The sequence below is a fragment of the Flavobacterium sp. R1_16 genome (genome assembly GCF_057652095.1).
The window spans coordinates 70,004-83,237 of the sequence record NZ_JBYFCG010000009.1; the positions used below are offsets into that span (position 1 = coordinate 70,004).

The 13,234-nt window shown below is 34.0% G+C and carries 14 protein-coding genes, 1 tRNA gene and 1 pseudogene; 8 read left to right on the forward strand and 8 right to left on the reverse strand.

The genetic code is table 11. The features are described from left to right. Positions 1–29: 29 nt before the first annotated feature. From AC23L6_RS12425 to AC23L6_RS12445, 5 genes are all read left to right on the forward strand, one after another. Positions 30–1,493 carry a MoxR family ATPase gene (locus AC23L6_RS12425; RefSeq protein ID WP_487562736.1) on the forward strand — a complete coding sequence of 488 codons (1,464 nt, stop codon included), beginning with the start codon at positions 30–32 and terminating at the stop codon, positions 1,491–1,493. Positions 1,494–1,554: 61 nt separating this feature from the next. After that, positions 1,555–2,598: an NAD(P)-dependent alcohol dehydrogenase gene (locus AC23L6_RS12430; protein WP_487562735.1), complete on the forward strand. Its 1,044-nt coding sequence runs from the start codon at positions 1,555–1,557 to the stop codon at positions 2,596–2,598. A gap of 285 nt (positions 2,599–2,883) precedes the next feature. After that, positions 2,884–3,897 carry a hypothetical protein gene (locus tag AC23L6_RS12435; RefSeq protein WP_487562734.1) on the forward strand — a complete coding sequence of 338 codons (1,014 nt, stop codon included), beginning with the start codon at positions 2,884–2,886 and terminating at the stop codon, positions 3,895–3,897. Then, positions 3,887–4,249: an STAS-like domain-containing protein gene (locus AC23L6_RS12440; protein ID WP_487562733.1), complete on the forward strand. Its 363-nt coding sequence runs from the start codon at positions 3,887–3,889 to the stop codon at positions 4,247–4,249. The genes AC23L6_RS12435 and AC23L6_RS12440 overlap by 11 nt, the downstream gene beginning before the upstream one ends. Beyond that, complete coding sequence (locus AC23L6_RS12445; RefSeq protein WP_487562732.1) at positions 4,215–4,832, forward strand: hypothetical protein; 618 nt, start codon at positions 4,215–4,217, stop codon at positions 4,830–4,832. The genes AC23L6_RS12440 and AC23L6_RS12445 overlap by 35 nt, the downstream gene beginning before the upstream one ends. 134 nt (positions 4,833–4,966) lie before the next feature. Here the strand turns inward: AC23L6_RS12445 and AC23L6_RS12450 are convergent. The 7 genes and pseudogenes from AC23L6_RS12450 to AC23L6_RS12480 all read right to left on the reverse strand — a co-directional run bounded on the left by AC23L6_RS12450 (position 4,967) and on the right by AC23L6_RS12480 (position 10,069). Beyond that, positions 4,967–5,040 (reverse strand) — tRNA-Arg (locus AC23L6_RS12450). 74 nt (positions 5,041–5,114) lie between these two features. Beyond that, positions 5,115–5,258: an SsrA-binding protein gene (locus tag AC23L6_RS12455; protein ID WP_487562792.1), complete on the reverse strand. Its 144-nt coding sequence runs from the start codon at positions 5,256–5,258 to the stop codon at positions 5,115–5,117. 60 nt (positions 5,259–5,318) lie between these two features. Continuing rightward, positions 5,319–6,206 (reverse strand): hypothetical protein, encoded by an 888-nt coding sequence (locus tag AC23L6_RS12460; RefSeq protein ID WP_487562731.1) that lies wholly within the window; start codon positions 6,204–6,206, stop codon positions 5,319–5,321. Positions 6,207–6,286: 80 nt separating this feature from the next. After that, complete coding sequence (locus AC23L6_RS12465; RefSeq protein ID WP_487562730.1) at positions 6,287–8,101, reverse strand: M56 family metallopeptidase; 1,815 nt, start codon at positions 8,099–8,101, stop codon at positions 6,287–6,289. 3 nt (positions 8,102–8,104) lie between these two features. Further along, complete coding sequence (locus AC23L6_RS12470) at positions 8,105–8,470, reverse strand: BlaI/MecI/CopY family transcriptional regulator (RefSeq protein ID WP_487562729.1); 366 nt, start codon at positions 8,468–8,470, stop codon at positions 8,105–8,107. Positions 8,471–8,606: 136 nt separating this feature from the next. Next, complete coding sequence (locus tag AC23L6_RS12475; protein WP_487562728.1) at positions 8,607–8,819, reverse strand: hypothetical protein; 213 nt, start codon at positions 8,817–8,819, stop codon at positions 8,607–8,609. Positions 8,820–8,852: 33 nt separating this feature from the next. After that, a pseudogene (locus AC23L6_RS12480) lies at positions 8,853–10,069 on the reverse strand (MDR family MFS transporter). An 84-nt stretch (positions 10,070–10,153) separates the two neighbouring features. Here AC23L6_RS12480 and AC23L6_RS12485 point away from each other — a divergent pair. Further along, a complete protein-coding gene (locus AC23L6_RS12485; protein ID WP_487562727.1) occupies positions 10,154–10,753 on the forward strand; it encodes a DUF1684 domain-containing protein in 600 nt (199 codons plus the stop codon). Beyond that, positions 10,753–11,397 (forward strand): TatD family hydrolase, encoded by a 645-nt coding sequence (locus AC23L6_RS12490; protein ID WP_487562726.1) that lies wholly within the window; start codon positions 10,753–10,755, stop codon positions 11,395–11,397. The genes AC23L6_RS12485 and AC23L6_RS12490 overlap by 1 nt, the downstream gene beginning before the upstream one ends. A gap of 9 nt (positions 11,398–11,406) precedes the next feature. Here the strand turns inward: AC23L6_RS12490 and AC23L6_RS12495 are convergent, their stop codons facing one another. Then, the gene (locus AC23L6_RS12495) at positions 11,407–11,982 is read right to left on the reverse strand and encodes a helix-turn-helix domain-containing protein (RefSeq protein WP_487562725.1); all 576 of its coding nucleotides are present in this window, start codon (positions 11,980–11,982) and stop codon (positions 11,407–11,409) included. A 503-nt stretch (positions 11,983–12,485) separates the two neighbouring features. Here AC23L6_RS12495 and AC23L6_RS12500 point away from each other — a divergent pair. Next, entirely contained in the window at positions 12,486–13,208 is a 723-nt protein-coding gene (locus AC23L6_RS12500) for a tRNA threonylcarbamoyladenosine dehydratase (RefSeq protein ID WP_487562724.1), read from the forward strand. The last annotated feature ends 26 nt before the right edge of the window (positions 13,209–13,234 follow it).

Here is a 13,234-nt window from a genome sequence, read left to right on the forward strand (position 1 = left end):
TTAAATCTTTCAATTTTTTAAATTAAAATATGAAAATAGAAAACATACAAACCTTAGGCGCATTAAAGCAATCAGGATATGTGTCCAAAGGGATTAAGGATGAATTGCGGGACAACTTGCGTGAGAAAATGAAATCGGGTAAGCCTGTTTTTGAGGGTGTGCATGGTTTTGAAAACACCGTTATTCCAGAATTGGAACGTGCGATTTTTTCCCGTCACAACATTAATTTATTGGGGCTTCGCGGTCAAGCCAAAACAAGACTGGCTCGTAAAATGATTGAATTGTTAGACGAATACATGCCCATTGTTGATGGTTCAGAAATCAATGACGACCCTTTTAACCCCATTTCTCGTTTTGCCAAAGAGTTGATTGCAGAGAAAGACGATGAAACCCCAATTCGATGGATTCACAGAAGCGAACGTTTTTCAGAGAAATTAGCGACTCCTGATGTGACTGTTGCTGATTTGATAGGAGATGTTGACCCTATTAAAGCGGCCAATTTGAAGTTATCTTATGCTGACGACCGTGTGATTCACTTTGGGATGATTCCTCGTGCCAACCGTTGCATTTTTGTTATCAATGAGTTGCCCGATTTACAGGCGAGAATTCAAGTGGCGTTGTTCAATATTTTACAAGAAGGGGATGTTCAAATTAGAGGATTCAAGCTGCGATTGCCTCTCGATATTCAGTTTGTTTTTACTGCCAATCCAGAGGATTATACCAATCGTGGCAGCATCGTAACGCCTTTGAAAGATAGAATTGGTTCTCAAATTTTAACCCATTACCCAGAAACGGTGGCTATTGCTCGTACTATAACCGAACAAGAAGTACGACTGAATGCTGATCAACAAGAAAGCGTTTACGTTCCCTCATTGGCGAAAGATTTGTTAGAACAAATTGCTTTTGAAGCCCGAGAAAGTGAATACATCGACCACAAGAGTGGGGTGTCGGCACGTATGAGTATTACAGCCTATGAGAATTTAATTTCTACTGCCGAGCGAAGAGCATTGAAAGCAGGAGAAGACAAAACAACGGTGCGATTGTCTGATTTTATGGGGATTATTCCCGCCTTGACAGGAAAGGTAGAATTGGTTTATGAAGGCGAACAAGAGGGCGCAGCCGAGGTTGCTCAACATTTAATAGGCGACGCGATACATACGTTTTTCCCAGCTTACTTTCCCAAGATAGAAAAACTAGAGCGTGATGCCGATGCAAGTCCTTATGCCAAAGTATTGGAATGGTTTTTTGCCGAAACCGGTTTTGAATTGCTTGATGATGCTACAGATGAGGTGTACCAAAAGCAATTGGCAGCGGTAAAACCCCTAGACGATTTGATACAAAAATACCAACCCGATTTCCCAATAGCAGACAGAAACTTCCTCAAGGAATTTGTGCTTTGGGGCTTGGTGGAATACAACAAACTGAGCAAGGATAGAGTAGAAGTGGGCTACCAATTTAAGGATTTGTACGGAAGTTACATTAGTAAATTGTAATTTTTTAAATTACAAGCTATTGATTATCAATTAATTTATAAAAATTTAATAAAATAGTATTATGATTTCAACAAAAGGTTACGCTGTACAAGATGCTAAGTCCGATTTAGCACCATGGAGTTTTGAAAGAAGAGAAGTCGGTCCACATGATGTTCAATTTGACATACAATTTTGCGGAGTTTGTCATAGCGACCTTCATCAAATTAAGGATGATTGGGGAGGTTCCATTTTTCCAATGGTTCCCGGTCATGAAATAGTAGGGAAAGTGGTAAAAGTAGGAAGCCATGTAAAAAAATTCAAAGTTGGAGATTTAGCTGGGACAGGTTGTCTGGTAGATTCTTGTCGCAAGTGTGAAAATTGCGAAGAAGGTTTAGAACAGTTTTGTCTAAATGGTTTTTCGGCTACTTATAATGGTTTGGAACAAGATAAAAAAACACCAACTTATGGAGGATATTCCAATACGATTGTAGTACACGAGGATTTTGTTTTACATATATCTGATAAACTTTCGTTACCTGCTGTAGCCCCTTTATTATGTGCAGGAATCACAACGTATTCACCAATCAAATTTCTAGGGGTAAAAAAAGGACATAAATTAGCTGTTTTAGGTTTAGGTGGTTTAGGACATATGGCGGTTAAGTTTGGAGTTGCTTTTGGTGCAGAGGTTACTGTTTTGAGCACTTCTGCCAATAAAGAAGCTGATGCAAAAAAATTAGGTGCTCATAAATTTGTAGTCACTACGGATGAAAAACAACTTCAGAGTGTAACAGGATATTTTGATTTTATTCTAGATACTGTTTCTGCTCCTCATGATTTAAATTTATACATATCTTTATTAAAAACTAAGGGAGTACATGTGTGTATTGGGGTACCACCAACGCCTTATGATGTGCATGCTTTTAGTTTGATTGCTGGTAGAAAAAGTATAATTGGTTCACTTATTGGTGGATTGCCTGAAACCCAAGAAATGCTTGATTTTTGTGCAGAGCATAATATTGTTTCTGATATTGAATTAATTGACATCAAAAATATAAACAATGCTTATGAACGAATGATAAAAGGAGACGTGCGGTATCGATTTGTGATTGATATGGCAACTTTGTAAAAGTTTTTGTAGAATACTTAAAAAATTCAAAACCCTAAACATTTTAAAGTGTTTAGGGTTTTTTTGTAAACGAAAAGTCTAAATAAATTTTGTTAAAAAACAATTTCTGTGAAGGATTAAAAAGTGTACATTTGGAAACGAGGTGACGCTTTGTAGTGAAAATTTAATCAAAATTGAAGAGATCATCCAAATAGAATTTTTTGTATATTTTGACTTGGCTGAAACATCTTTAAAAGACCTTAAAAAATATTGAATTTTCCTAAATTTAATTACTTTTGAAGTACTATGGAAAGTTACACTAATAAAATCCAAAAAATTAGACAGCGTTACCAAGAGAAACGAATGTCGAAGAATTGGAAAAAAAGAAAAATAAATAATAAAATTTTAAGACGTAAAGGAATTATCCAACAGCGATATTATTCTGAAAAACAATATATCGATTACGAAGCTCCGCCAAAATTTTCATTTGTAAACAATACCGACGAAGTTTTAAAATACTTCAATGATATCAGTGATTTAATTTTAAAAAAACAATCAGTAAATCTAAATATTGAAGACATTGGTGAACTAACTCCAGATGTCATTCCAATATTAATGGCAATACTTAATGATAAGAATAGCAAGAAAGTTGGCTTACAGGGAAATGCACCAAAAAATCCTAAACTAAAGAAGATGTTTGTAGAATCAGGGCTTTATGATTTCGTAAGTAGCTTTGGCAAGAAAATGGTTTCGCAAGACAATAAACTTTGGCGACACTCAACAAATTCTATTGTAAAAGGGGAAATGGCTGGTCAAGCTGCCAAAAGTTGTAAGAAGATATTTGAGGATAACGGATTTAATTATGATACTGATAGCTTATACAACTTATTGGTTGAAGCTATGTCAAACACTTTAAATCATGCTAACAAAAATGTTAATTGGTGGCTTTATTACTATTATGATAAAGAAACTAAAACACTCAAATTCAGTTTTGTTGATTTAGGTGTTGGGATTTTTAAAAGCGCAAGCTTCGATTCTTATAGACAAGTCATCAATGCTATTATTCCAGGAAATCAATTTTTGGTTAGACCATTTCTGGAAGGTAAAATTATGTCGTCTAGAAAAACTGATAAAGCAATTAGTGGTAAAGGAGTAAAACAAATTATGGATTGTGCGAAGCTAAACGAATTTAAACGCTTTTTAATTATTACAAATGATGTAAAAATTGATGTTAAAACGCAACAAAGTGAACAATTAAGTGATAACTTTGCAGGCACATTTATATATTTTGAAATATACTGTACTAATAATGGAAGTTAAATATAAAATTAACGTAGCAAAAGATTTTTCAGCATATCCTGCTGGAAGATTTCGAACAGAAGGTAATGAATCAGGCGAGGCATTTCTGTTGGACCATATATTGGGAAAACTTCTATTGGCAATAAGTGAAAATGCATTGTTGGAAATTGATCTTACAGGAATGAATGGTTATCCATCTTCTTTTATATCAGGCTCTTTTGGAAAAATTAGTTATGAAATTGGCAAAGTTATTGGTCAGGCTAAAGCTTCTGCTTTATTATTAAAACACTTAAAATTAAAATGCGATGATAGTGTGGCGCGTATTAAAGCAATTGAAGATGAAATCAATAAGCCAGTTACTATCAAGTCCTAACATTCCTTGGAATTTAATTTTTATAGTTCTTGGAGCTAGTATTTTAATTTTATTTGGGATGAACTTGGATATTATTGTTCAAGGGAAAAATGTACCTGAAATAGATTATAAAATTAGATATTCAGAATTACTCAACTGGTTTTCTACTTTGGTGATAGGTTTTTTTGTTGGTTATATTTTAAAAAACCAATCTGAGAATGATAAAACCATAAAAAGCTATTTGATAGATGATTTAAAAAAGATTTCTGAGATGGTTGAGGATTTAAAGAGCTATTGTTTTTCCTTTAAATCAAATCATTGTTTTGATGAATCTCAACGCAAGGAAATAGATTCTAGAATAAATCAACTCGACAAACGAATAACAATATTTTGCACTTTTTTAAAAGATTGTTACGAAAATGAATATTCCAGTGTTAATGAAATACTTGTTAATCACCATAATGAATTGAATAGAAAAATAACTGGAGAAGGTTATTATGACGAATCTGCTAACGATTCTTATTTTGATGATATTGTTACAGAAAGTTCAAAGTTTGAAAACTCATTAAGAAGGATATATCTCAAGATTATTCGAAAAATGTAGTATACATCGATATCGCTATAGTCTTTTCGAGCAATTTTGATTTTGCTACACAACATACATCAAATCTCCGCTTAGAAAATAGCATGTAAAACAAATAACGCTCAAGTTCACTTGAGCGTTATTTTATTTATTTGTGACCTCGACAAGATTCAAACTTGTAACCTTCTGAGCCGTAATCAGATGCGCTATTCAGTTGCGCCACGAGGCCTTTTTTGTGGGTGCAAATATAGGTATAAATACCATATTTGCAAATGAAAGTTCAAATAAAATTTATTTTAAGATTTACTTATCTAGTGCTCGTATGGTTACATAGTAGCGGTAGCCAATGAGTGCCATCTGCCATTTTTTGGCTTTGGCTAAATCTAGGCGTTGCTTAGTAAAGCTTGGAAGAATGAGTTTGTTTATTTTGGCTAAAAGACGATACATCATTCGATTTGTTTGGTGTAAAAATATAAAAAAAAACCGTCTCAGACGGTTCTTTTTGCTTTAGGCTTTTTGAGTTTTTAAGGTCAACTTGGCTTTTTCCAATTCGTCTTTTGCTTTTTTGAGCTCCTCTTTGGCTTTTTCTAATTCTTCTTTAGAATCGTCTAATGATTTTTTGGAATCGCCTGGTTCGCTTTTTCCGTTTTGCTTTTGTATCAAATCATTCAATTGCTCTTGCATTTTTTTCATTTGATCGGCCAGGTTGCCATCGCTATTAAAATTGAAATTAGGAAAAGCATCTTCGTTTGATGGCGCTACTTTGTTGTTCTTTTTGATGTCTTCCAGTTCTTCTTTGGTATAATCCTCGCCACCTTGCACCAATTCGCCATCTTCTAGTACCAAAGGTTTTTTACCCTCTTTTTGAATAAAAACTCTCGCCTTGGCTGAGGGATTGGTATCACTAAAACTATAACTGTAGGATTTAGAGTTTTCATTAGCACCTTCTTGATTAAAATTAAATAAATCTAATGGATTTTGCCCATTTTGAAACCCACTAAAGCCATTGGCACCAGAAAAGAAGTTGCCGTTTGCAGGTTCGCCAAAGCCTACTTCATCACCTTGTTTATAGAATTTGATGGTGTTTATTGGTTTTTGGTTGTCCATTTCTAAGCTGCCTTTGTTTCCTTTTTTGTCCAAGTAGGACACTTTGATAGCGGTTATTTCACCTTTGCTGTTGCGTTTAACATCGGCATAGCTAATGGTTACATCCTGCTCTGCAAGTGCTTTGATATCGTCTTTCATTTCTTGCTCGGGCGTGTTCTTATTCCAAGTCATTACGATATCGCCTTTGTCGTTGTTTTGTTTGAGAACAAATGGTTTTTTGTTTTGTGCAAAAAGAGTGACAGTAGCAATAATAAAGAAGGCTAGAACTAAATTTAATTTTGTGTTCATAAGAATCTATATTTTGATTAAATGGAGAAACAAATTTAAAAAAGATGAAATTTTCGAAAAATGATTTAAATTATATTTAACTATTTTTTGCCTTTCTTTTGCAATTCTGCCTTTGCCTGTTCGAGCTCTGCTCTTGCGGTTTCCATTTCGGCTTTGGCTTTCAACATTTCAGCCTTAGCCTTGAGCATTTCCGCTTTTGCTTTTTCCATTTCGGGTTTAGAAAGTTGCATTTGTTCTTCTAAATTTTTCATTTGTTCCCGAACAATTTCTTTATTCTTTTCCATTTGGATTTTTACTTGCGGACGAACCTTTTGTATTTCAATCCTAGCTTTTTTCATGGCTTCATTTCTGATTTTTGCCATGTCTTTTCCGTTGATGATGATTTTTGTATTGTCACCATCTTCATTCATTGTAATGGCATTTTTAAGTTCTGCCATTTCTATTTCATTCAGCATGCTATCGTCGCCTTCAACTACTTTTCCGTTGCTTATTATCAATGGTTTTTTATCGTCTTTTTTAATGATGATTTTTGACTTTTTGTCACTAATGTAAGGCACTTCAGGAATTTCTGGAATCTCGGCTAGTTCAGGCAACTCAGCAGGTTCTGGTACTTCAATGTTAAAATCAAAATTGAAATTATCTTCGGAAGCAATACTGTCATTGGAGTCAGTAAGCTCCTCATCAGCATTTTCATCTCTAGAGACGTTAGCATAGATACGAACGGTCTTTGGTTTCCCAAAACCGATACTTTCATCATTTTTGTAAAAATAGATGGGTTCGATAGGCTTATCTCCTTCAACATATGAAACTCCTTTGTTTCCTTTTTTATCCTTAAATTCTACTTTTATTCCCGTAATTTCTCCTTGAGAGTTGCGTTTGATTTTGGAACATTTAAGAGTTACTCCATGTTCTTCTTTCAGTTTTTTAGATTCTTGTTTCAGTTCCTCTTCTGATGAATTTTTATTGATTACAAGCTGAATTTCATTCTCTTGTTTTACTTTTTTGTTCCAAGATGTTTTTGGTTCTTTTTCTTGGGCAATGGTCTTGATTTGAAATAAAATAATAAAGCCAATTAATGCTGGAATGATGAGCGCATATTTCCAGGAGTTCCTTTTTTTTGATTGATTTTTGTTTAACATAACGATTCGTTTTTTGATTAATGATTGATAAAAATGATTGCTGATTGCCACACAATTCTCATGTGTAGTAACTTTTAATAAGGTAATTTGATAAGCCTTTTTGTCATTGACAATTTTTGATGCTTCATGGTCTGCAATAAACTCAAGGTTCTGTAAAATGGACTTTTTGTAAAGCCAAATAAAAGGATTGTACCAAAAAAGAATGCAAAAGAAATTGGCGATAATAACATCTATCGAATGATTTTGTTTGCAATGTACCTTTTCATGCTCAAGTATATTTTCCAATTCAGAAGGACTATACAGAGCAGAATTATAAACGATATAGTTGAAGTAGGAGAATGGAGAGACATTTTCGTCAACGTCTATACACTTAAAATCGGCTTGTTGTTGTATCGTTCTTCCCCTTAAAACAATGGTTAGTTGTCTGAAATCAAATAGAAATTTGCATAAAAAAAACAGTAAGCCAATACCATAAATTGCAACAAGTATGAGGTACCAGTTTAGTTCAACAGATTCAGTAGCTGTTGTGTTTTGAAGAGGAATTTCGGCAAAATCATAATTTTTTGGAGTTGGTTCTATCCAAATGATTTTTTTTATTGTAACCAGAGGCAGTAGGATAGAGGTGATGAGTCCCGAAATTAAGAACCATCTGTTGGTTGTAAAAAAGGTTTCTTTTCGAAGGAATAAATAATAGGACAGATAGAAAGTAGCTATTAATCCGCTTGTTTTTATAAGGTATATGAAAAGCGTTTCCATGACCTAATTCGATTTTTTGGATTCTATCATTTCTAAAATCTCTCGCAACTCTGAGGCAGATATTTTTTCCTCTTTGGCAAAATGCGAAACCATGTTTTTATACGAATTATTGAAATAGGTATCGATGGCAGTACTCATAAACCGTTTACGGTAATCATCTTTGCTTACTATTGGGAAGTATTGGTGGGTGTTTCCAAAGGCATTATGGGAAACAAATCCTTTCTCTTCTAAATTTCTAATAATTGTCGAGAGCGTATTGTAGTGCGGTTGTTCTTCTGTAATTTCAGCCATCACTTCTTTTACGAATGCTTTTTCGAGCTTCCATAAAATATGCATGATTTCTTCTTCTTTGTTGGTTAACTTTTGCATGAGTCCTAAATTTGAAATCAAAATTACAACTATATTTTTAGTTGTTAAACTATAAAAGTAGTTATTTAACTAAAATTTAAGTTTTAATTCAAAAATGTGGAGAAGAAGAAATTAGGAATATAAAAAAACTTTATTCCTATTTATCGTTGCTCAAGGCAAAATTTCTTGATTTTTTGGGATAGACCGAATAAGATTTATCACTTGGATTGACAATTACGGACTTGATAGTAATGGAGTCACCTAGGTTAAAACCTCTTAAAACCATTTGATAATCGAGGAGGTATTCGCCACAGAAATAGTTTCCGTTTGCATCTTTTTCGATAATTCCTGTGTATATGCCTTTTGCCATGATTGTTTTTTTAGATTTTAAAAGTAGTCTTTTTTAATTATTTTCTATTTGCAAGAGGTACAATAATCGGAAGCAACTCAAAACGGCAAGTATTCCTAGAGTTCCCATCAACAGCCAATTGGCTTGATATCCAAATAGACTAATCATCTCCATTCCTGATTTGGAACTAGTGATATGTGCCAAACTAAAACTCATCGTAAATAATGCCATATAGCGCCCTTCATGACCTTTTGGAGCCCGACTTAAGGCAAAAGAATTAGAAAAAGGAAAGATAAACATTTCGCCAAAAGTGACGAAAATGATGCTCACTATTAAAATACTCGCCCAACCTGTCATAAGTAGTACATAAAAACTAATCGCCATGAATAAGGATCCCCAAAGAATGATTTTGATTTTGCTGATTTGCTTTCTTTCAAAAAGGCTAACGACAGGCATTTCCAAAAAGAAAATAATTAAACCATTCAACGATAACAAAAGACCGCTTTGAAATTCGGTTAAACCAAATTTATCATGATGGTACAAAGGCAAGGTGGTAAATATTTGAAAAATAGCACTGCAGTTAAGAAACACACAAACTGAAACAACCAAAATATTTTGTCCTTGAAAACCGAGGTTACCTCGTTTGTTTCGCTTAGCGTTTCATTTTTTGGAGTTATTTTTTTCTTTTCTTTTACCAAAAGCGCAAAAATCAATATCGATATAATACAGGTAGCACTATCGGTCCAAAACAATCCTTTGTAGCCAATGCCCATGATGATTAAACCTCCCAAAGCAGGGCCTGCAGCAAAACCGAGATTTACTGCCAAACGTACCAAGGTTAACGCTCTGGTTCTGTTTTCTGGCTTGGCATATACTCCAAGTGAGACAAACATAGCGGGTCTAAACATATCAGCAATTGACATGATGAGAAAAACGCTGAGGCACAATCCCCAAAATGAAGTGATGAACTGAAGGATAAAAAATAGAATGCCACTGCTGAACAAGCTGAAAACCATTATTTTATAGAATCCAATTTTGTCCGATAACTTACCGCCCAACCAAGAGCCTAACATGGAACCAAAACCAAAACACACCATAATCCAACCCACTTCTTCGTAGGAAAACTGTAAATCTTCTTTTAAGTATTTGGTTAAAAAAGGCAATACCATGGTACCTGCTCGGTTGATAAACGTAATGATAGCAAGTATCCAAATCTCTCTCGAAAATCCTTTGTAGTTATTAATATAGCGTTGAAAAGCAGTTTTGAGCATGGGAGTTCATTCAAGTTGCAAAGGTAAAACTTTGAAGCGTTGTAGCTTTGTAACTTTTAAACTATTTTTGTTGAAAATAGCGATATGAAAAAAAATCTCTACCTACTAAGTCTTCTTTTTATTGGAGTAATCTATGGACAAGATCAAAAACAAGAGACTTCTGAAGAATTTCAGGCTAATTTGAATAAAGAATATGCCAATGTTAAAGAAAGTCCTTTAACCTCCGAAGATTTAGCAGCATTCAAAGGGTTGGATTTTTTTCCAATTGATACTAATTATAGAGTTAGAGCAACATTTGTTAGAACTAAGAAAGAGAAAAAGTTTCAGATGAAAACCTCTACCGATCGCTTACCTGTGTATAAAAAATATGGCGAATTGCATTTTAGTTTGATCAATAAAGAGTTGAAATTGAATGTGTATCAAAATATGGATTTAATCAAGAAAGCCAGTTTTGAGGACTATTTGTTTTTGCCTTTTTCTGATTTGACCAATGGCAAAGAGACCTACATCGGTGGCAGATATATTGATTTGCGAATTCAAGAGGGAACTCTTTGGACGATAGATTTTAATAAAGCCTATAATCCATACTGCGCATACAATCACAAGTATTCCTGTCCTAAAGTGCCATTGGAAAATGATTTGCCCATAGCCGTAGAAGCTGGTGTAAAAAAGTTTCACGACTAATGCACTATTTCAATTTACATACACACCAATTAGCCCATACTCCTAATGTTGTAGCATTATTCAACCAATATCCATGGGATTTTGTGGCTGATATTCCGTACTATTCTATTGGGATTCATCCTTGGTACATTGATGAAAATAGACTGACCGAAGATTTAGCGATAATAGAAGAAAAAATCCAATTGAAAGAATGTTTGGCTCTTGGAGAATGTGGTTTGGACAAACGAATCGATATTCCTTTATCGGTTCAAATTGCCGTTTTCGAACAACAAATTGCTTTGGCTGAGCGTTATCAAAAGCCATTAGTTTTGCATCTAGTAGCAGCTTTTGATGAGCTAATCGAAATTAAAAAGCGATTGAAGATTTCAGTACCTGTTATCATTCACGGATTTTCCAAAAATGAACAAGTAGCCAAACAGTTAATTGCCAACGGATTTTATTTGTCTTTTGGCAAATATCTATTGAGAAATCCTGATTTAGAAACTGTTTTTAAGTCCGTTCCAAACGAAAAATTCCTCCTCGAAACAGATACTAGCGAAGAAACCATTGAAAGTGTTTATGCCTTAGCTGCTAAATATAAAGGATGGACTTTAGAAGAAATGCAACAACAAGTAGAAGAAAATTTTAAAAAGCTCTTCTTTTAAATCAGAAATTTAAATTTCGTCCAAGGCTTTGCGTTTCAATGTACCTAATTCTTTGAAGTAAGTAGGTGTTAATCCCGTTATTTTTTTAAACTGAGTAGAAAGGTGAGCCACGCTACTGTATTCTAATTGAAAGGCAATTTCAGATAGGGATAGTTGGTCGTACACCAATAGTTCTTTGGCTTTTTCAATGCGCTGTTCTATAAAGTAGTTTTCGATGGTGCGCCCTTCAATGGCTGAAAACAAGCTGCTTAGGTACGTATATTCAAGGTGAATTTCATTAGACAGATAAATAGAAAGTTTCGTCCTATTTTCAGTACTATCCATTTCGTTACGGGCTCTTTTAATAACCAACTGTTTGATTTTTTCAATTAATCCGCTAGTATGATTGTCAATTAGTTCGAAACCTATAGCACTAAGCTTGGTTTGTAATCTTGTTTTTTGGTTTTCATTTATAACATCCTTCAAGTGAATTTCGCCAAAGACAACCTTGTGAAAAGGGATTTTTTCAGATTGCACTATAGCTTCAACAGCCATAATACAGCGTTGGCAAACCATATTTTTAACTAATAAGACAGTTGTATTCATAATGTAAAGTTACAGAATTGTTGGTAGAGTAGGCAAAGTGTCATTTTAAAATCGCAATAATTTTTGAAAAAAGGTATACTTAAATTCAGTTACAAAGCTTTTAAAAATAGTTAAGTCATTCTTTTTCAGAACGGCTTAAATCTATCTGGACGACAACAAATTAGACGTTGTTGTCGCATGTACAATTGTCGCCACATTGACAATCCACACAAGTACAGTTAGGATTATTGCAAGGACCGTTTTTAGTTTCTGTTGCACATTGGCAAGAATTTTCTACTGTTTTCATGATGTTCTATTTATATGTTATTACTAAGGCAAAGATATATCCATCATCACGCTAGAGTTTTATAGAACTTTGTGAAGGTATTATATAATTTTGGGATGTACTCAGTAGTATAGAATACAGCCCTATTTTCAATTTAGAGTCCTTTATAATTTCTTGAAATTTTCCTTACTTTTGCCCCATTATTTCCTATTTTATACTTTAAAATTCATACTTCAAAATGGCAAAATGGCAAGAAAGAGCGGAACTTTTATTTAAAACAGAAGGATTAGAAAAATTACGAAATTCAAATGTATTAGTTGTTGGATTAGGAGGTGTTGGCTCCTTTGCAGCCGAATTTATAGCTAGAGCAGGTGTAGGGAAAATGACAATTGTTGACGGAGATGTGGTAGATATAACTAACATTAACAGACAATTACCTGCATTGCATTCTACCGTAGATTTGCCTAAAATTGATGTGGTAGGCGATCGTTTGATGGATATTAATCCACAATTACAATTGATTAGGGTAAGAGAATTTCTATCACCGGAGCGTGCTTTTGAAATCGTTACTCCCGAATTTGATTATGTTTTGGATTGTATAGATAGTTTAACTCCCAAATTGAATTTAATCATAGCCGCTAAGCGAAAAAGGGTAAAAATTATCAGTAGTATGGGAGCAGGAGGAAAGATGGAAGCGGCTAAAGTGAAAGTAGCCGATATCAATAGTACATCGAACTGTTATTTGGCAAAAGCCATGAAAAAGAAATTGAGAGCAGTAAAAATTGATAAATTAAAAGTGGTGTATTCCTCTGAAATTCAAGATGAAACCAGTCTACGAATGACTGATGGTTCCAATTTTAAAAAATCATTTTACGGAACCAATAGTTATATGCCAGGACTTTTTGGTTTGTACGCCGCCGAAACCGTAATTCGGTATTTGCTAAAAAAAGATATTCAGTAATCAACTCATCATTAAATTTCTAAATT

Coding starts and splice junctions, on each gene's coding strand:
- AC23L6_RS12425 (WP_487562736.1), top strand. CDS start 30: ATGAAAATAGAAAACATACAAACCTTAGGCGCATTAAAGCAATCAGGA.
- AC23L6_RS12430 (WP_487562735.1), top strand. CDS start 1,555: ATGATTTCAACAAAAGGTTACGCTGTACAAGATGCTAAGTCCGATTTA.
- AC23L6_RS12435 (WP_487562734.1), top strand. CDS start 2,884: ATGGAAAGTTACACTAATAAAATCCAAAAAATTAGACAGCGTTACCAA.
- AC23L6_RS12440 (WP_487562733.1), top strand. CDS start 3,887: ATGGAAGTTAAATATAAAATTAACGTAGCAAAAGATTTTTCAGCATAT.
- AC23L6_RS12445 (WP_487562732.1), top strand. CDS start 4,215: ATGAAATCAATAAGCCAGTTACTATCAAGTCCTAACATTCCTTGGAAT.
- AC23L6_RS12455 (WP_487562792.1), bottom strand. CDS start 5,258: ATGTATCGTCTTTTAGCCAAAATAAACAAACTCATTCTTCCAAGCTTT.
- AC23L6_RS12460 (WP_487562731.1), bottom strand. CDS start 6,206: ATGAACACAAAATTAAATTTAGTTCTAGCCTTCTTTATTATTGCTACT.
- AC23L6_RS12465 (WP_487562730.1), bottom strand. CDS start 8,101: ATGGAAACGCTTTTCATATACCTTATAAAAACAAGCGGATTAATAGCT.
- AC23L6_RS12470 (WP_487562729.1), bottom strand. CDS start 8,470: ATGCAAAAGTTAACCAACAAAGAAGAAGAAATCATGCATATTTTATGG.
- AC23L6_RS12475 (WP_487562728.1), bottom strand. CDS start 8,819: ATGGCAAAAGGCATATACACAGGAATTATCGAAAAAGATGCAAACGGA.
- AC23L6_RS12485 (WP_487562727.1), top strand. CDS start 10,154: ATGAAAAAAAATCTCTACCTACTAAGTCTTCTTTTTATTGGAGTAATC.
- AC23L6_RS12490 (WP_487562726.1), top strand. CDS start 10,753: ATGCACTATTTCAATTTACATACACACCAATTAGCCCATACTCCTAAT.
- AC23L6_RS12495 (WP_487562725.1), bottom strand. CDS start 11,982: ATGAATACAACTGTCTTATTAGTTAAAAATATGGTTTGCCAACGCTGT.
- AC23L6_RS12500 (WP_487562724.1), top strand. CDS start 12,486: ATGGCAAAATGGCAAGAAAGAGCGGAACTTTTATTTAAAACAGAAGGA.